The organism is Streptomyces sp. NPDC097619 (assembly GCF_040302735.1).
In the GTDB taxonomy this organism is placed as follows: domain Bacteria; phylum Actinomycetota; class Actinomycetes; order Streptomycetales; family Streptomycetaceae; genus Streptomyces.
In genome coordinates this window covers 82106-99107 of record NZ_JBEOSD010000010.1, presented here as the reverse complement: position 1 = coordinate 99107, position 17002 = coordinate 82106, and the positions used below count along the sequence as shown (strand labels likewise).

Annotated in this window: 16 protein-coding genes; 11 read left to right on the top strand and 5 right to left on the bottom strand. The window is 71.6% G+C overall.

Going from position 1 to position 17002, the window contains the following annotated elements; genetic code table 11:
* From ABTZ17_RS05050 to ABTZ17_RS05025, 6 genes are all read left to right on the top strand, one after another.
* Positions 1-710: F0F1 ATP synthase subunit delta (locus ABTZ17_RS05050; protein ID WP_352194094.1), on the top strand; the 710-nt coding region annotated here is incomplete at its 5' end.
* A gap of 130 nt (positions 711-840) precedes the next feature.
* The gene (gene atpA / locus ABTZ17_RS05045; protein ID WP_352194093.1) at positions 841-2439 is read left to right on the top strand and encodes a F0F1 ATP synthase subunit alpha; all 1599 of its coding nucleotides are present in this window, start codon (positions 841-843) and stop codon (positions 2437-2439) included.
* Between the two features lie 20 nt (positions 2440-2459).
* Positions 2460-3377 (top strand): F0F1 ATP synthase subunit gamma, encoded by a 918-nt coding sequence (locus tag ABTZ17_RS05040; RefSeq protein ID WP_352194092.1) that lies wholly within the window; start codon positions 2460-2462, stop codon positions 3375-3377.
* Positions 3377-4816: a F0F1 ATP synthase subunit beta gene (atpD, locus tag ABTZ17_RS05035; protein WP_352194091.1), complete on the top strand. Its 1440-nt coding sequence runs from the start codon at positions 3377-3379 to the stop codon at positions 4814-4816. Before ABTZ17_RS05040 ends, atpD begins: the two co-directional genes overlap by 1 nt.
* Before the next feature lie 127 nt (positions 4817-4943).
* Complete coding sequence (locus ABTZ17_RS05030; RefSeq protein WP_352194090.1) at positions 4944-5318, top strand: F0F1 ATP synthase subunit epsilon; 375 nt, start codon at positions 4944-4946, stop codon at positions 5316-5318.
* Between the two features lie 129 nt (positions 5319-5447).
* Positions 5448-5894, top strand: coding sequence for a DUF2550 domain-containing protein (locus tag ABTZ17_RS05025; protein ID WP_352194089.1), 447 nt, complete (start codon positions 5448-5450; stop codon positions 5892-5894).
* A gap of 245 nt (positions 5895-6139) precedes the next feature.
* Here the strand turns inward: ABTZ17_RS05025 and ABTZ17_RS05020 are convergent, their stop codons facing one another.
* The 3 genes from ABTZ17_RS05020 to ABTZ17_RS05010 form a co-directional block, all read right to left on the bottom strand.
* Positions 6140-7990, bottom strand: coding sequence for a glycosyl hydrolase family 18 protein (locus ABTZ17_RS05020; RefSeq protein ID WP_352194088.1), 1851 nt, complete (start codon positions 7988-7990; stop codon positions 6140-6142).
* Positions 7991-8168: 178 nt separating this feature from the next.
* Positions 8169-8828 carry a response regulator gene (locus tag ABTZ17_RS05015; RefSeq protein WP_352194087.1) on the bottom strand — a complete coding sequence of 220 codons (660 nt, stop codon included), beginning with the start codon at positions 8826-8828 and terminating at the stop codon, positions 8169-8171.
* Positions 8825-10009, bottom strand: a complete 1185-nt coding sequence (locus ABTZ17_RS05010; RefSeq protein ID WP_352194086.1) for a sensor histidine kinase — start codon at positions 10007-10009, stop codon at positions 8825-8827. Before ABTZ17_RS05010 ends, ABTZ17_RS05015 begins: the two co-directional genes overlap by 4 nt.
* A gap of 188 nt (positions 10010-10197) precedes the next feature.
* Between ABTZ17_RS05010 and ABTZ17_RS05005 the strand changes: the two genes are divergently transcribed.
* Positions 10198-10863 carry a hypothetical protein gene (locus ABTZ17_RS05005; protein ID WP_352194085.1) on the top strand — a complete coding sequence of 222 codons (666 nt, stop codon included), beginning with the start codon at positions 10198-10200 and terminating at the stop codon, positions 10861-10863.
* A gap of 6 nt (positions 10864-10869) precedes the next feature.
* On the opposite strand, the gene ABTZ17_RS05000 is transcribed toward ABTZ17_RS05005, so the two are convergent.
* Positions 10870-11442 carry a cob(I)yrinic acid a,c-diamide adenosyltransferase gene (locus ABTZ17_RS05000; protein WP_352194084.1) on the bottom strand — a complete coding sequence of 191 codons (573 nt, stop codon included), beginning with the start codon at positions 11440-11442 and terminating at the stop codon, positions 10870-10872.
* A 216-nt stretch (positions 11443-11658) separates the two neighbouring features.
* Here ABTZ17_RS05000 and ABTZ17_RS04995 point away from each other — a divergent pair, with 216 nt between their 5' ends.
* Positions 11659-12507 carry a 3-hydroxyacyl-CoA dehydrogenase family protein gene (locus ABTZ17_RS04995; RefSeq protein WP_352194083.1) on the top strand — a complete coding sequence of 283 codons (849 nt, stop codon included), beginning with the start codon at positions 11659-11661 and terminating at the stop codon, positions 12505-12507.
* A 152-nt stretch (positions 12508-12659) separates the two neighbouring features.
* Positions 12660-12983 (top strand): STAS domain-containing protein, encoded by a 324-nt coding sequence (locus ABTZ17_RS04990; RefSeq protein ID WP_352194082.1) that lies wholly within the window; start codon positions 12660-12662, stop codon positions 12981-12983.
* Between the two features lie 2270 nt (positions 12984-15253).
* On the opposite strand, the gene ABTZ17_RS04980 is transcribed toward ABTZ17_RS04990, so the two are convergent.
* Positions 15254-15511 carry a hypothetical protein gene (locus ABTZ17_RS04980; RefSeq protein ID WP_352194099.1) on the bottom strand — a complete coding sequence of 86 codons (258 nt, stop codon included), beginning with the start codon at positions 15509-15511 and terminating at the stop codon, positions 15254-15256.
* Positions 15512-15712: 201 nt separating this feature from the next.
* Between ABTZ17_RS04980 and ABTZ17_RS04975 the strand changes: the two genes are divergently transcribed.
* On the top strand, positions 15713-16660 hold the full coding sequence (locus tag ABTZ17_RS04975) for an LLM class F420-dependent oxidoreductase (RefSeq protein ID WP_352194081.1): 948 nt from the start codon (positions 15713-15715) through the stop codon (positions 16658-16660).
* The gene (locus tag ABTZ17_RS04970) at positions 16657-16998 is read left to right on the top strand and encodes a homocysteine S-methyltransferase family protein (protein WP_502994595.1); all 342 of its coding nucleotides are present in this window, start codon (positions 16657-16659) and stop codon (positions 16996-16998) included. The genes ABTZ17_RS04975 and ABTZ17_RS04970 overlap by 4 nt, the downstream gene beginning before the upstream one ends.
* Positions 16999-17002 lie beyond the last annotated feature (4 nt).

Sequence of the window (17002 nt, the reverse complement as noted above, 5' to 3'; positions counted from 1 at the left end):
CCGCCCCCGCGCTCCCCGCCGGGGCGGGCGCGCGGCGCCGGGTCGACCCGCCCCCGGCGCAGGCCGGAGAGGCCAAGGCCGAGCTGGCCCGGCGCCTGCTCGGCGGTCAGGTCGGCGGGGAGACCCTCGACCTGGTGGCCGGCATGGTGCGGTCCCGCTGGTCGCAGTCCCGTGACCTGGTGGACGCGCTGGAGGAGCTGGCGGACACCGCCGACCTCACCGCCGCGCAGCAGTCCGGCTCGCTCGACGACGTCGAGGACGAGCTGTTCCGCTTCGGCCGGATCGTGTCCTCCAGCACCGGGCTCCGCTCGGCGCTGACCGACCGCACCGCCACCTCCGCCGCCAAGGGCAGCCTCCTGGGCACCCTGCTCGGCGGCCGGGCGAACGCGGTCACCGAGCGCCTGGTCACCCGGCTGGTGACGCACCCGCGTGGACGTAGCCTGGAATCGGGACTCGACGCCCTGTCGAAGCTCGCCGCCGAGCGCCGCAACCGCATGGTCGCCATCGTGACCACCGCGGTTCCGCTCAGCGACGTGCAGAAGCAGCGCCTCGGCGCGGTCCTGGCCAAGCTGTACGGCCGCGAGATGCACCTGAACCTCGACGTGGACCCCGCGGTCCTCGGCGGGATCACGGTGCGCGTCGGTGACGAGGTCATCGACGGCAGCCTCGCGGAGCGCCTCGCCGAGGTGTCCCGCCGCATGGCCGGCTGACCAAGCCACCACAGCAGAAAAGCATTTCCAGCGGCCCGGTTGGGCCGTGCAGAACTTGCAGAAGATTCCTGGGGGTCGCCCCCAGACCCCTAAGAAGCTTCAGGCCCAACAAGGAGAGCAGGGAACCCAGATGGCGGAGCTCACGATCCGGCCGGAGGAGATCCGGGACGCACTGGAGACTTTTGTCCAGTCGTACAAGCCGGACGCGGCCTCGCGCGATGAGGTCGGTACGGTCAGCGTTGCCGGTGACGGCATCGCGAAGGTGGAGGGCCTGCCCTCCGCCATGGCGAACGAGCTGCTGAAGTTCGAGGACGGCACCCTCGGTCTCGCCCTCAACCTCGAGGAGCGCGAGATCGGTGCGATCGTCCTCGGCGAGTTCAGCGGCGTCGAGGAGGGTCAGCCGGTGCAGCGCACCGGTGAGGTCCTCTCCGTCGGCGTCGGCGAGGGCTACCTCGGCCGCGTCGTCGACCCGCTCGGCAACCCGATCGACGGTCTCGGCGAGATCGCGACCGACGGCCGCCGCGCCCTTGAGCTGCAGGCCCCGGGCGTCATGGTCCGCAAGTCGGTCCACGAGCCCATGCAGACCGGCTACAAGGCCGTCGACGCGATGGTGCCGATCGGCCGTGGCCAGCGTCAGCTGATCATCGGCGACCGCCAGACCGGCAAGACCGCCCTGGCCGTCGACACGATCATCAACCAGCGCGACAACTGGCGCTCGGGCGACGTGAACAAGCAGGTCCGCTGCATCTACGTCGCCATCGGCCAGAAGGGCTCCACCATCGCGTCCGTCCGCGGCGCGCTGGAGGAGGCCGGTGCCCTGGAGTACACGACCATCGTCGCCGCCCCGGCGTCCGACCCGGCCGGCTTCAAGTACCTGGCGCCGTACACCGGTTCCGCCATCGGTCAGCACTGGATGTACCAGGGCAAGCACGTCCTGATCATCTTTGACGACCTGTCGAAGCAGGCCGACGCCTACCGCGCCGTGTCGCTGCTGCTGCGCCGTCCGCCGGGCCGCGAGGCCTACCCGGGCGACGTCTTCTACCTGCACTCGCGTCTGCTGGAGCGCTGCGCCAAGCTCTCCGACGAGATGGGCGCCGGTTCGATGACCGGTCTGCCGATCGTCGAGACCAAGGCGAACGACGTGTCGGCGTTCATCCCGACCAACGTCATCTCCATCACCGACGGCCAGTGCTTCCTGGAGTCCGACCTGTTCAACGCCGGCCAGCGTCCGGCCCTGAACGTCGGTATCTCGGTCTCCCGCGTCGGTGGTTCCGCGCAGCACAAGGCCATGAAGCAGGTTTCCGGCCGTCTCCGCGTGGACCTCGCCCAGTTCCGTGAGCTGGAGGCGTTCGCCGCCTTCGGTTCCGACCTGGACGCCGCGTCGAAGTCGTCGCTGGAGCGCGGCAAGCGCATGGTCGAGCTCCTGAAGCAGGGCCAGTACCAGCCCATGCCCGTCGAGGAGCAGGTCGTCTCCGTCTGGGCCGGCACCACCGGCAAGATGGACGACGTCCCGGTCGAGGACATCCGCCGCTTCGAGTCGGAGCTGCTGGAGCACCTGCGTCTGAACCGCAAGGACCTCCTCACCTCGATCGCCGAGGGCGGCAAGATGTCGGACGACACCCTGCAGTCCGTGGCCGACGCCATCGCCGGCTTCAAGAAGCAGTTCGAGACCTCGGACGGCAAGCTCCTGGGCGAGGACGCTCCGGCGGCCGTCAACGTCTCCAAGTGACGACGGAAGGGACCTGACTCATGGGAGCCCAGCTCCGGGTCTACAAGCGTCGCATCCGATCCGTCACCGCGACCAAGAAGATCACCAAGGCGATGGAGATGATCGCCGCCTCGCGCATCGTCAAGGCGCAGCGCCAGGTGGCGGCCTCCACGCCGTACGCGACCGAGCTCACCCGTGCGGTGACCGCGGTGGCGACCGGCTCCAACACCAAGCACCCGCTCACCACCGAGGCCGAGGCCCCGACCCGCGCCGCAGTGCTGCTCGTCACGAGCGACCGCGGTCTGGCCGGCGGCTACTCCTCCAACGCCATCAAGGCGTCGGAGCGGCTGATCGAGCGGCTGCGCGGTGAGGGCAAGCAGGTCGACACCTACATCGTCGGCCGCAAGGGCGTCGCCTACTACGGCTTCCGCGAGCGCAAGGTCGCGGACAGCTGGACCGGCTTCACCGACAGCCCCAGCTACGCGGACGCGAAGGCGATCGCGGCGCCCCTGATCGCGGCGGTCTCCCAGGAGACCGCCGAGGGCGGGGTCGACGAGCTCCACATCGTCTACACGGAATTCGTGTCGATGATGACGCAGAACCCGGTCGACGACCGGATGCTGCCGCTGAGCCTTGAGAAGGCTGTGGAGGAGAGCGGTACGAAGGGCGAGATCCTTCCGCTGTTCGACTTCGAGCCGTCGGCGGAGGACGTCCTCGACGCCCTGCTGCCGCGCTACGTCGAGAGCCGGATCTACAACGCGCTGCTGCAGGCCGCTGCTTCCGAGCACGCCGCCCGCCGCCGCGCGATGAAGTCGGCCACCGACAATGCCGGTGAGCTCATCAAGAGCCTCTCCCGGCTTGCCAACGCGGCCCGCCAGGCCGAAATCACCCAGGAAATCAGCGAGATCGTCGGTGGCTCCGCAGCCCTGTCCGACGCGACCGCGGGGAGTGACAAGTAATGACCACTGTTGAGACGGCCGCCGCCACGGGCCGCGTCGCCCGGGTCATCGGCCCGGTCGTCGACGTGGAGTTCCCCGTCGACGCGATGCCCGACATCTACAACGCGCTGACCGTGCAGGTCGCCGACCCGGCCGAGGACGGCGCGCTCAAGACGCTGACCCTCGAGGTCGCCCAGCACCTGGGTGACGGCATGGTCCGCACGATCTCCATGCAGCCCACCGACGGTCTGGTCCGCCAGGCCACGGTGACCGACACGGGCACGGGCATCACCGTCCCCGTCGGTGACTTCACCAAGGGCAAGGTGTTCAACACCCTGGGCGAGGTCCTCAACTACCCCGAGGCCAACGCCGAGGTCACCGAGCGCTGGGCGATCCACCGCAAGGCCCCGAGCTTCGACCAGCTCGAGTCGAAGACCGAGATGTTCGAGACCGGCGTCAAGGTCATCGACCTCCTCACCCCGTACGTCAAGGGTGGAAAGATCGGTCTGTTCGGTGGTGCCGGTGTCGGCAAGACCGTTCTGATCCAGGAAATGATCTACCGCGTCGCCAACAACCACGACGGTGTGTCGGTGTTCGCGGGCGTCGGTGAGCGCACCCGTGAGGGCAACGACCTCATCGAGGAAATGAGCGACTCGGGCGTCATCGACAAGACCGCCCTCGTCTTCGGCCAGATGGACGAGCCCCCGGGCACCCGTCTCCGTGTCGCCCTGGCCGGTCTGACCATGGCGGAGTACTTCCGCGATGTTCAGAAGCAGGACGTGCTCTTCTTCATCGACAACATCTTCCGGTACACCCAGGCCGGTTCCGAGGTGTCGACCCTGCTCGGCCGCATGCCCTCCGCGGTGGGTTACCAGCCGAACCTGGCCGACGAGATGGGTCTCCTCCAGGAGCGCATCACCTCGACCCGTGGTCACTCGATCACCTCGATGCAGGCGATCTACGTCCCCGCGGACGACCTGACCGACCCGGCTCCGGCCACCACCTTCGCCCACCTCGACGCGACGACGGTTCTCTCCCGTCCGATCTCCGAGAAGGGCATCTACCCGGCCGTGGACCCGCTGGACTCCTCGTCCCGCATCCTCGACCCGCGGTACATCGCGAAGGACCACTACGAGGCCGCGACCCGCGTCAAGGGGATCCTGCAGAAGTACAAGGACCTCCAGGACATCATCGCGATCCTCGGTATCGACGAGCTGGGCGAAGAGGACAAGCTGGTCGTCCACCGCGCCCGTCGTGTCGAGCGCTTCCTGTCGCAGAACACCCACGTCGCCAAGCAGTTCACCGGCGTGGACGGTTCGGACGTTCCGCTGGACGAGTCGATCGCCGCGTTCAACCAGATCTGCGACGGCGACTACGACCACTTCCCCGAGCAGGCGTTCTTCATGTGCGGTGGCCTCGAGGACCTCAAGGCCAACGCCAAGGAGCTGGGCGTCTCCTGAAACGGCGCTCTTCGGAGCACCGTCGCCTGACGGAGGGGGACGGGCGTGTCCTGTCCCCCTCCCCACGCCCATTAGAATTTGACCCAACACCCGGCCGAACCGCCGGGTGGAGACCCGAGGAGCCATCTTGGCTGCTGAGCTGCACGTCGAGCTGGTCGCCGCGGACCGCAGTGTCTGGTCCGGCGAGGCCACTCTCGTTGTCGCGCGCACCACGTCCGGCGACATCGGCGTCATGCCCGGTCACCAGCCGCTGCTCGGTGTGCTGGAATCGGGCCCGGTGACCATCCGTACCAGTGAGGGTGGGACCGTCGTCGCCGCGGTGCACGGCGGATTCATCTCTTTCGCTGACAACAAGCTCTCGCTGCTCGCGGAAATCGCCGAGCTCGCCGACGAGATTGATGTCCAGCGTGCGGAGCGGGCACTGGAGCGCGCCAAGTCGGAGGTCAACGCGGCCGCCGAGCGTCGCGCCGAAGTCCGGCTGCGTGCGGTGACGGGGTCCTGACCCCGATCACCAGATGATCTTTACCCTCAGCCGCGGCCCTCTGGAATTTTCCAGACCGGGTCGCGGCTGAGGCGATGCAGGTGCAGTTTTCGACAGCGTCATTCGAATGAGCGAGGAGGTCGGTGAAAGATGCTCCTCGCCCTGCTTGTGAGCGGCCTGATCGTCGCCCTGGTGGTGATCGGACTCTTCGTCTTCGGGCTGCGCCGGAGACTGATCCAGCGGTCCGGCGGCACCTTCGACTGCAGCCTGCGCTGGGACGCCCCCGAGGGCACCGACCTGTCCGGCAAGGGCTGGGTGTACGGGGTGGCCCGGTACAGCGGTGACCGCATCGAGTGGTTCCGCGTCTTCAGCTATTCGCTGCGTCCGCGCCGTCTCCTGGAGCGTTCCTCGATCGAGGTGCTGGCCCGCCGCGCTCCCGAGGGCGAGGAGGAGCTGGCCCTGCTGTCGGACGCCGTGGTCCTGGGCTGTCTCCACGAGGGGACCCGTCTGGAGCTGGCCATGAGCGAGGACGCCCTCACCGGCTTCCTGGCCTGGCTGGAGGCGGCACCGCCCGGCCAGCGCGTCAACGTGGCCTGAGCGGCCCCGTCCGCTCCGCCCACCCCATCCGCGAGCCCCCTGCCCCGACGGGCGAGGGGGCTCCTGCGTGCCCGGGGGGCGGAGTGCCGGGTCCCCGGTACCCGCGGTGCCGGTGCCGGTGCCGGTGCCGGTGCCGGTGCCGGTGCCGGTGCCGGTGCGGGGGTGGGGGCGGGAGCCGGGAACGCGGAGGAGCCGGGGAGAGGGGGGCGGACCCCTCTCCCCGGCTCCGGTCCGGGACGGCCCTGTTACTGCAGGCCGGTGTGGATGGCGTTGGCGAGCTCACCGTTGGTGGTGTCGCCGCTGAACTCCCAGAAGAAGGCGCCCTTGAGGCCCTGGCCCTTGAGCCAGTTCATCTTGCTGGTGACGGTGGCGGGGGTGTCGTAGCTCCACCAGTTGCTGCCGCACTTGGCGTAGGCGGTGCCGGCGACGGTGCCGGTGGCCGGGCAGGTGTTCTTGAGGACCTTGTAGTCCTCGATGCCCTGCTCGTAGGTGCCGGTGGCCGGGCCGGTGGCGGTGCCGCCGGGGGCGTCCTGGGTCACGCCCGTCCAGCCGCGGCCGTAGAAGCCGATGCCGAGGTTGAGCTTGGAGCCCGAGATGCCCTTGCCCTTGAGCTTGGTGATCGCGGCCTCGGAGGTGAAGCCCTGGATGGGCAGCCCGTTGTACGAGGTGAGCGGGGAGTGCGGGGCGGTCGGGCCCTTCGCGTCCCAGGCGCCGAAGAAGTCGTACGTCATGACGTTGTAGAAGTCGATGTACTGGGCGGCGCCGGCGTAGTCGGCCTTGTCCAGCTTGCCGCCGTTGGAGCCGTCGGCGGTGATGGCGGCGGTGACGAGGTTGTTGGCACCGAACTTGGCGCGCATGGCCTGCATCATGGTCCGGAAGGTGTCCGGGCCGGAGGTGTCGCAGGTCAGGCCACAGGCGTTCGGGTACTCCCAGTCCAGGTCGATGCCGTCGAAGACGTCGGCCCAGCGCGGGTCCTCGACCAGGTCGTAGCAGGACTGCGCGAAGGCGGCCGGGTTCTGGACGGCCTGGCCGAAGCCGCCGGACCAGGTCCAACCACCGAAGGACCACAGGATCTTGATGTTCGGGTACTGGGCCTTCAGCTTGCGGAGCTGGTTGAAGTTGCCGCGCAGCGGCTGGTCCCAGGTGTCGGCCTTGCCGTCGACGCTCTGGTCGGCGGTGTACGCCTTGTCGTAGTCCGCGTACGCGTCACCGATGGTGCAGCGGCCGCCCTGGACGTTGCCGAAGGCGTAGTTGATGTGGGTGATCTTCGCGGCGGAGCCGGAGGTGACCAGGTTCTTCACGTGGTAGTTGCGCCCGTAGACGCCCCAGTTGGTGAAGTAGCCGAGCTTGACCTTGGCGCCCGGGTCCGGGTCCGGCGGGTTGGTGCCGCCGGAGGTGGCGACGGTCAGGGTGCCGGAGGACGGACCGGTCTGGTCGATGGTGTCCCGGGCGGTGACGCTGTAGGTGTACGTCGTGCCCTTGGTCAGGCCGGAGTCGGCGTAGCTGGTGCCGGTGACCGTCGCGATCTTGGTGGAGCCGCGGTAGACGTCGTAGTTCTTGACGCCCTTGTCGTCGGTGGCGGCCGCCCAGTTCAGGGTGAGGGAGGTCTCGCCGACGTTGGAGGCGGTGGGGGTGCCCGGCGCGCTGGGGGCGTTGTCCCCGGGCTGGGTGCCGCCGTCGCAGGAAGCGCCATTGATCTTACAGCCGGTGGGCGCGCCGGAGCCGGAGCCGTTGAAGCCGAAGCTCACCGAGGCGCCGGGGGCGAGGCTGCCGTTCCAGCCCAGGTTCTTGCCGGTCCAGTGGTTCCCGCTGCTGGTGACGGTGGCGTCCCAGGCGGAGGTCACGCGGGTGCCGGTGGGGTAGTCCCACTCGACGGCCCAGGTGGATATCGAGGTGGTGCCGGTGTTCTTGATCGTCCACTTGCCTTCGAACCCGCTGCCCCAGTCGGAGACCTTGGTGTAGGTCGCCGTCGCGGCGGTCGCCGCCTGGGCGGGGGACGCCAGGCTGACGAGCCCCGCGACGGGCAGGGCGAAGGCGGCCACGGTGGCCGCGAGACGCGAAAGGAACCGCGTGCGTGGGGGTGCCGCTGTGCTCAAGGGTGCTCCTCCGTAGGTCCGTCGTGCCGGGACCGGCACGACTTGGGGGTGGGACCTGCGCCGCCCGTGAGCACGCTTCGTCATCGCCCGCTCACCACAGTCGTGAGGAGACTAGAAAGGTCTGGACCAACCGTCAAGAGGTCCAGACCTCACCTCCGGTTGCTTGACAGGAAGCTGCCTACAGCCCCAACTCCTGCGCCAGGACGGCTGCTTGGAGACGGCTGCGGAGATCCAACTTGCCCAGCAGCCTGCTGACGTGCGTCTTCGCCGTGGCCTCCGCCATGTCCAGGTCCGCGGCGATCTCGGCGTTCGACCGACCCCTACCCAGGCAGGACAGCACCTCCCGTTCCCGGGGCGTCAGTGCCGCCACCGCCGCCCGCTCCGACTCCGACACCTCGCGGACCGCCCGCGGGGCCGCGAACTCCGCGATCAGCCGCCGGGTCACCGCCGGCGCGATCAACCCCTCGCCCGCGGCCACCGTCCGCACCGCGCCGATCAACTCCGCGGCCTCGGCGTTCTTCAACAGGAATCCGGCCGCGCCCGCCCGCAGCGCCCCGAACACGTACGCGTCCAGGTCGAAGGTGGTCAGCACCAGCACGTCCGCCAGCCCCTCCGTCACCACCTGCCGGGTCGCCGACACCCCGTCCAGCCGGGGCATCTGCACGTCCATCAGGACCACGTCGGGGCGCAGTTCCCGGGCCAGCCGGACCGCCTCCTCCCCGTCCGCGGCCTCCCCGGCCACCTCGATGTCCCCCGCGCTGCGCAGGATGAGCACCAGCCCGGCCCGTACCGCCGACTGGTCCTCCGCCACGAGCACCCGGATCGTCCGCCCGCTCACGCCTCCACCACCTTCTCCTCCGCGGGCAGTTCCGCCCGCACCCGCCACACGCCCGGTCCTGCCGGGCCGGCCTCGAACTCCCCGCCCAGCAGGGCCGCGCGCTCCCGCATGCCCACCAGTCCGGCCCCCGAGCCGGGGGCGCGCGGGCCCCGTTCCCGGCCGCCGTGCGGGCTGTCCACGCGCACCAGCAGTCGGCTCCCGGTCAGCTCCAGCCGGACGGTGACCCGGCCGGGTCCGGCGTGCTTGAGGGCGTTGGTCACCGATTCCTGCACGATCCGGTAGGCGGCCAGTTCCACCGGTGCGGGCAGCGCGCGGCCCGCCGGCCGCTCGTCGCGAAGGGCGAATTCCAGCCCGGTCTCGGGGGCGCTCGCCCCGGCCCGTTCCAGTAGGGCGGGCAGCCCGCCCAGGGTGGGCACCGGCCCCGGTTCCCCGTCCGCCTCGACGGCCCGCAGCAGCCCGATCAGCCGGCGCATCTCGGCCAGCCCCCGCACGCTGTTCTCCCTGATCACGCCGAGGGCCTCCCGGCTGGTGGCGGGGGAGTCGATGGACAGGGCTGCGGTGGAGTGGATGGCGATCGCGGAGAGGTGACCGGCCACCATGTCGTGCAGCTCCCGGGCCATCCGGGCCCGTTCCGCGGCCACCGCCTGGGTCCGGTCCATTTCGGCCAACAGGGCGGTCTGTTCGGCGCGCAGCCGGGCCGCTTCGGCGGCCTCCCGGTGGTCGCGCAGGGCGGCCCCCGTCATCGCCGGCCCGAAGCACACCACGGCGGTCAGCACGCCCACCAGCAGGGCCTCCGGCCGCTGCCACCAGGCCAGCGCGCCCACCGTCACCGCCACCGAGACCAGCCCCATGACGGGCGGCAGGCGCCGGGCCAGGGCGGGCCCGCCGTAGACCACGGCCGCGTACACCAGGTCCGTGTACATGAGGACGGAGGCCAGGTTGCTGACCGTGAACTGGTCCGCCAGGATCGCCGCCGAACCGACCACGAGGGCCGTCCGCGGCAGGGTCCGCCGGAGCAGCTCCATCGAGGCGAGGACCACCAGCGGCACCAGCACCGCCCAGCGGGGGAGCAGGTCCATCCGACCGTTGGAGTCCAGGCCCAGCCGGTACAGCAACAGCCCGGACAGCAGCCCGGTGCCGGCGAGGGCGTAGTCGTGCAGGTGGGGGCGGGGGAGGGTCACGGTCCCATCCAACACGGCTCCGGGGGCCCGGAGCCTCCGCGCCGGGTACCGGGGCACCGCCGGCCGCTACATCGAAGGATGCAGTCCCGGCTCCGCTGCGCAGACGACGTGCGGGCCCCTCCGCGCCGCGAAGCTGGTGACGTACCCCGATCCGCCGGGCGCCGCCCGGGAACCAGAGGAGTCCTGCCGTGATCGTCGCGCTGATCGTCGTCTGCGAGGTCGCCTTCTGGGTGCTGCTGGCCGGGGGCCTGGCCCTGCGCTACCTCGCGAAGATGCCCCGGCTGGGCACCGCGGTGCTGCTCTGCGAGCCCGCCCTGGAGCTGCTGCTCCTGGTCGTCACCACCCTGGACCTCCGCAACGGGGCCGAGCCGTCCTGGAAGCACGGCCTGGCCGCTCTCTACATCGGCTACACCGTGGCCTTCGGTCACCACACCCTGCGCTGGCTCGACGGCCACGCCGCGCACCGCTTCGCGGGCGCCCCCAAGCCGGCCGGTGCCGGGTACGGCAAGGCGCGAGCCGCCCACGAGTGGCGGTTGTGGTCGCGGACCGTGCTCGGCGCGGCCGTGGCGCTGGCCCTGCTCCAGGCGGCGATCTGGTTCGTGGGCGACGGCGGGGACACCGGGTCGCTGCGGTCCTGGCAGTACATCACCCTGCGCGTCGTCGGCATCCACGCCGTGATCGCCCTGACGTACACGCTGTGGCCGAAGAAGGCCCCGGAGCCCGAGGCCGTCACCCCGGAGCCCGAAGGCGCGGCCCCGACCCCTGCCCCGGCCACTGTCCCGAGCGGGCTCGGGGAGCACCGCGAGGAGGGCGCGGGCCGCCCCGGGACCCGAGGCTTGCGAAGCTCCGGGTGAGGGGCCTCAGCGCTCCCCGCCCGGTACCCAGAGGACGTCGCCGACCTCCTTGTTGGCCGTGCGGGCCAGGATGAACAGCAGGTCGGAGAGGCGGTTCAGGTAGGTGGCGGTCAGCGGGTTCATGGTCTCCCCGTGCACCTCCAGCGCCGCCCACGTGGACCGCTCGGCCCGCCGCACCACCGTGCACGCCTGGTGCAGCAGGGCCGCGCCGGGGGTGCCGCCGGGCAGGATGAAGCTGCGCAGCTTCTCCAGCTCCTCGTTGAACCGGTCGCAGTCGGCCTCCAGGCGGTCCACGTAGAACTGCTCGACCCGCAGCGGCGGGTACTCCGGCTCGGCCACCACCGGGGTCGCGAGGTCGGCGCCCACGTCGAAGAGGTCGTTCTGGACCCGCACCAGCACCTCGGCCACCTCGGGGGCCAGTCCGCCCAGGGCCAGCGCCGTGCCCAGCACGGCGTTGGCCTCGTTGGCGTCGGCGTACGCGGCGATCCGCAGATCGGTCTTGGCGGTGCGGCTCATGTCACCGAGGGCGGTGGTGCCCTTGTCGCCGGTACGGGTGTAGATGCGCGTCAGATTCACCATGCGGTCAACCCTAGGGCGTGCCGACCACCCCGGCGCCCCGTGCCCCCGCCCGGCCGATAGCGGCCCAACTGCGGTCCGGGCGCCGCGCGGTGGGCCGTCCCGGTGTGATGTCCGTCATCTGAGACGTGACGCGTGTTACTTCCCGGTCACACGGCTGCCGCCGCGCGCTAGTCTCCGCCGGAGAGCCGAGTTCCGTCAGAGATCCAGGAGTGTGCAGTGGCCGGTAAGCTCGCCGTCATCGGTGCCGGACTGATGGGTTCGGGTATCGCGCAGGTATCCGCCCAGGCGGGCTGGGACGTCGTGCTGCGCGATGTCACCGACGCCGCCCTCATCCGTGGCACCGACGGCATCAAGGCCTCGTACGACAAGTTCGTCGCCAAGGGGAAGCTGTCCGCCGAGGACGCGGAGGCCGCGCTCGCCCGGATCACCACCAGCACCGAACTCGACGCGGTCGCCGACGCCGACATCGTCGTCGAGGCCGTCTTCGAGAAGCTGGAGGTCAAGCACGAGATCTTCCGGGCCCTCGACAAGCTGGTCCGTGAGGACGCGGTCCTCGCCTCCAACACCTCCGCCATCCCGATCACCAAGATCGCGGCGGTCACCGAGCGCCCCGAGCGCGTGGTCGGCGCCCACTTCTTCTCCCCGGTCCCGATGATGCAGCTCTGCGAGCTCGTCCGCGGCTACAAGACCAGCGACGAGACCCTGGCCCGCACCCGGGCCTTCGCCGAGTCCGTCGGCAAGACCTGCATCGTCGTCAACCGCGACGTCGCCGGGTTCGTGACCACCCGTCTGATCTCGGCCCTCGTGGTCGAGGCCGCGAAGCTCTACGAATCGGGCGTGGCCTCCGCCGAGGACATCGACATCGCGTGCAAGCTGGGCTTCGGGCACGCCATGGGCCCGCTGGCGACCGCCGACCTCACGGGGGTCGACATCCTGCTCCACGCCACCAGCAACATCTACACCGAGTGCCAGGACGAGAAGTTCGCCCCGCCGGAGCTGATGCGGCGGATGGTCGACGCGGGTGACATCGGCCGCAAGAGCGGACAGGGTTTCTACACCCACTGACATCGAGCGGACGTTCGGATGCCGCACCCCCCGGGGTGAATTTGGTATCGGTTCGCTCACGGTCGGCAACTTCGCTGCCCTCGCGGCAGTCAGTTGCAGTGGAGTTGCCGACCTACGGACCACACGTACGCAGCACCTGCCGGGGAGCACACATGCACATCAGGGGCGACCACGCCGAACTCACTGTCGGGGGTCGCCTCGACGTGCGCAGCGCGGCGGACGCCCGTACGGCCCTCCACTCGGCCCTGGACGAAGGCGTCGGCGACCTGGTCCTCGATCTGACCGCCCTCGACTCCTGGGACGCCACCGGACTCGGCGTGATCATGGGCGCCCACCGCCGGGCCGGCCGCTCCGGACGCCGCCTGGTCCTGCGCGGGGTGCCCCCGCAGATGCAGCGACTCCTCGTCGCCACCCGACTGCACCGGATCCTCGCCATCGAGGGCGGACTCGCCGCAGACTCCCTGCCCCGGGTCTGAGACCGCCGCAGGCGCCCCGGCCCGCCGTCCGCCGCCCTCCGATCGGACCCCGCCCGACTCCCGACGTCCTCCGGATGTGCTCCTGACGTCCTCCTCCCGGAGGCGGAAGCTCCCGCTACCGAGGCCATAACGTGATGGTCCGGTGCGGAAGGGACCCCGCATGTTCCGGGATACTTGTCCAAGGTCTAGGGTTCGGCGAACGGCTCGCGGTGAACCCAACGGGCCGGACGCCGGACCAGAAGCGACAGCGGAGTGTGCGAAGGCCGGGTACGACGACGGCGCACGACGCGATCGGGGGGCTTTGGTTCATGGACCGGATACAGGGGCGCGGGGGTCCGGCGGGCGGCGATGCCTTGACCGCAGGGGGGCTCAGCCCCGTGCCCGCGCGCATCACCAGACTCGACTGCGGCGACCACCTCCTGACCGTCAACCCCGTCGACGGCAGTGAGATCGAGGCCCGCCGCCCCGGCACCTCCGCCCCCGTGGCCGGCCGCCGCACCGCCGAGGACCGCGAGGCCCGCCTCGCCGCCGCCCGACCCCCCGCCGCCGGACCCACCGCCCGCGCCCTGCCCCTCCTGGAACGGGAAGCGGAACGCGAACGCCTCACCCGCCACCTCGGCGCCGGCCGCTCCGTCCGGGTCACCGGCCCCGCCGGCGCCGGCCGCAGCGCCCTCCTCGACGCCGTCGCCGCCGACTGCTCCGGACTCGCCCCCGACGGCGTGGTCCGCCTCTCCGGCCACCGCCAGACCGCCGGCGACCTGCTGTACTCCCTGCACGCCACCGTCTTCGACGTCTCCCGGCAGCGCCCCGACGAGGCCGGTCTCCTCGAAGCCGTCCGCGAGATCGGTGCCGTCGTCGTCATCGACGACCTGGAATGCGGCGGGACGGCCCTGGACGAGCTGCTCCGGGCCACCCCCGAATGCGCCTACCTGCTCGGCGCCGCCCCGGACACCCCGGCCCCCTCGGAATCCGCCCAGGTCGAGGAGGTCGCCCTCGGCGGGCTCTCCAAGGCCGGGGCCGTCGCCCTGCTGGAGCACGCCCTCGGCCGTTCCCTCACCGAGGAGGAGACGGCCTGGGCCGGTGACCTCTGGTTCGCCGGGGACGGCCTCCCGCTGCGCTTCGTCCAGGCCGCGGCCCTGCTGCGGCAACGCGAGGAACAGCGCCGCTCCGAAGAGGACGAGGACGGCGAGGAGCCCGGCGTCTTCGAGGAGCGGAGCGCGCCCACCGAGACCGGACTGCCCGGCATCGGTCAGGCCGCCGCGCCCGCCGTGCTGCTCGCCTCCCGGCTCAGCGAGTCCGCCCGCGCCGCGCTCCGCTTCGCCGTCGCCCTCGGCGGGGAACTCCCGCACCAGGCGCACCTGCCCGCCCTCATCGGCGACACCCACGCCGACACCGCCGTGGGGGAGCTCCTGGCCTGCGGGCTGATCGGCCCCTCCGGGTCCCGCTACCGGCTGGCCGCCGGAGTGGCCCGACAGCTGGAGGAGGCCGGGTACGGGGACGAGGCCGCCGAGCTGGCCCTCACCGCCGCCCAGCACTACACCTGGTGGACCGGGCACGGATCGGTCAGCCCGGACCGGGCCGTCGCCGAGGCGGACGCCGTCCTCGCGGCCCTGGCCACCCTGGTCCCCGGCCAGGAGGACGGCAAGCCGAGCGCGGCCGTGCTGCTGGCCCGTACCGCCGCCCCCGCCTTCGCGGCCGGACTGCACTGGGGTGCCTGGGAGCGGATCCTGCGCGCCGGCCAGGAGGCGGCCCGGATCGCCGGAGAGGTCGCGGAGGAGGCGTACTTCCACCACGAGCGCGGCATCCTCGCCCTCTGCAACGGGCAGTTGGACCGGGCCCGCGCCGAGCTGGAGGCGTCGATCGGGCTGCGCGGGGCCCTCGCGGACAAGCGGGGCACGGTCGCCGGGCGGCGGGCGCTGGCCCTCGTCGCGGACCGGGAGGGCGGCCCCCGCGGCCCGTCCCTCTCGCCGCCCCTGGTGCTGGAGGCCCCCAAGCCCTCGGAGGCGCTGACCCGCGGCCTGCCCGTCATCGACCTGGGCGCGGAGGAGACCCCGCTCACCCCGAAGTCGGCCTTCCCGCAGCTGGCCCCGCCCACCACCGTCACGGCCACGCCGCCGCGGCCGGTGCCCCCGCTGGTGCCGTCGGCCGCCCTGCCGGCCGACGCAGCCGAGGCGGCGGCCGCCACCCCGGCCACCGGTTCCCCGGCGGCGACCCCGCCCGGCCGCGGCAGCGGCGGGCGGCGGGGGGCGTGGGGCCCGGCAGGCCCTCGGTCAGAAGCCGCGGTAGGCGGGGCTCTCGGCCCCCGTGGTGTGGCCGCCCAGCGGCCGCGTGTCGGAGGCGGGGCGCTCCGCGGAGGACTGGAGGTCGGCGTCGAGCTGGGACAGATCGGCGTTGAGCGCGGCCATCAGCTCTTCCATCTGCTGCAGCAGACCCTTCGGCTGACCGCTCGGGGCGGGCGCCGGGATCTCCTGGCGTACGTGGTCGTGTGCTGCCTGTCCGGGGTGCTCCGGCACGGATTCCTGGGACATGGCGGCCTCCTCGGCCCGGGCCCTCCCACAGGGGAGGGTGCGGTGGACGCACCGGCGACGGCCGCCGGCGCGAGGGCCGGGCGGTCCGGCTCCGTCCGGGGCAACGATCTCCGCGGGCCCCCGGTCACTGGCACGGACGGCCCCGGACACCCCGGTTGACGAGATTCACCCGGCGGGGTGCCGACGCGGCAGGATGGAGGAATGGATCTTCGCATCTTCACGGAACCCCAGCAGGGCGCCGACTACGACACCCTCCTCCGGGTGGCCCGGGCCTCGGAAGACCTCGGCTTCGACGCCTTCTTCCGCTCCGACCACTACCTGCGTATGGGGGCGGAACCGGAGCCCGGCGGGGAGCCGGCCGGGATGCCCGGACCGACCGACGCCTGGATCACCCTGGCGGGCCTCGCCCGGGAGACCCGCCGCATCAGACTCGGCACGCTGATGACAGCGGGCACCTTCCGGCTCCCCGGAGTCCTCGCCGTCCAGGTCGCGCAGGTGGACCAGATGTCGGGCGGAAGGATCGAACTCGGCCTGGGGGCAGGCTGGTTCGAAGAGGAACACCGCGCGTACGGGATTCCCTTCCCGGACGGACGGTTCGCACGGCTGGAGGAACAGCTGGCCGTGATCACCGGACTGTGGCGCACCCCCGTCGGCGAGAAGTTCAGCCACGAGGGCCGCCACTACCGGCTCACCGACTCACCGGCGCTGCCCAAGCCCACCCAGGCGAGGGTGCCGGTGCTGATCGGCGGCCACGGCGCGGTCCGCACCCCGCGCCTCGCGGCCCGCTACGCGGCCGAGTTCAACATCCCGTTCGCTTCGGTGGCCGACACCGACCGGCAGTTCGGCCGGGTCAGGGCCGCCATGAAGGAAGAAGGCCGGGAACCCGGCGCGCTGGTGTACTCCAACGCACTGGTGGTGTGCGCGGGAAAGAACGACACGGAGGTGGCCCGCAGGGCGGCCGCGATCGGACGGGAGGTGGAGGAACTCAAGGCGAACGGACTGGCGGGCAGCCCCGCCGAGATCGTGGACAAGATCGGCTCCTACGCGGCCGTCGGATCCCAGCGGATCTACCTCCAGGTCCTGGACCTGCACGACCTGGACCACCTGGAACTGATCGCCGGACACGTGATGCGGCAGCTCGGCCGATGACCCGCGCCACCGGACCCCTGCCCCTGACCGAACGGACCCTGGTCCTGGACGGCGGCCTCAGCAACCAACTCGCCGACCAGGGGTGCGACCTGGACGACCCCCTGTGGACGGGGAGGGTGCTCGACCGCGCGCCGGAACAGGTCACCGCCGCCCACACCGCCTACCTGCGGGCCGGGGCGGAGGTCCTGATCACCGCCGGCTACCAGGTCACCGACCCGGCACTGCTGCGCCGCAGCATGACGGCGGCCGACCGCGCGGGGTCTCCCGGCCCCGCGACGCGTCCGTCCCCGTCGTCCGATCCGTGCCGGTCCCGTGACGGAGCCGCCCGGGAGACGTGAACGT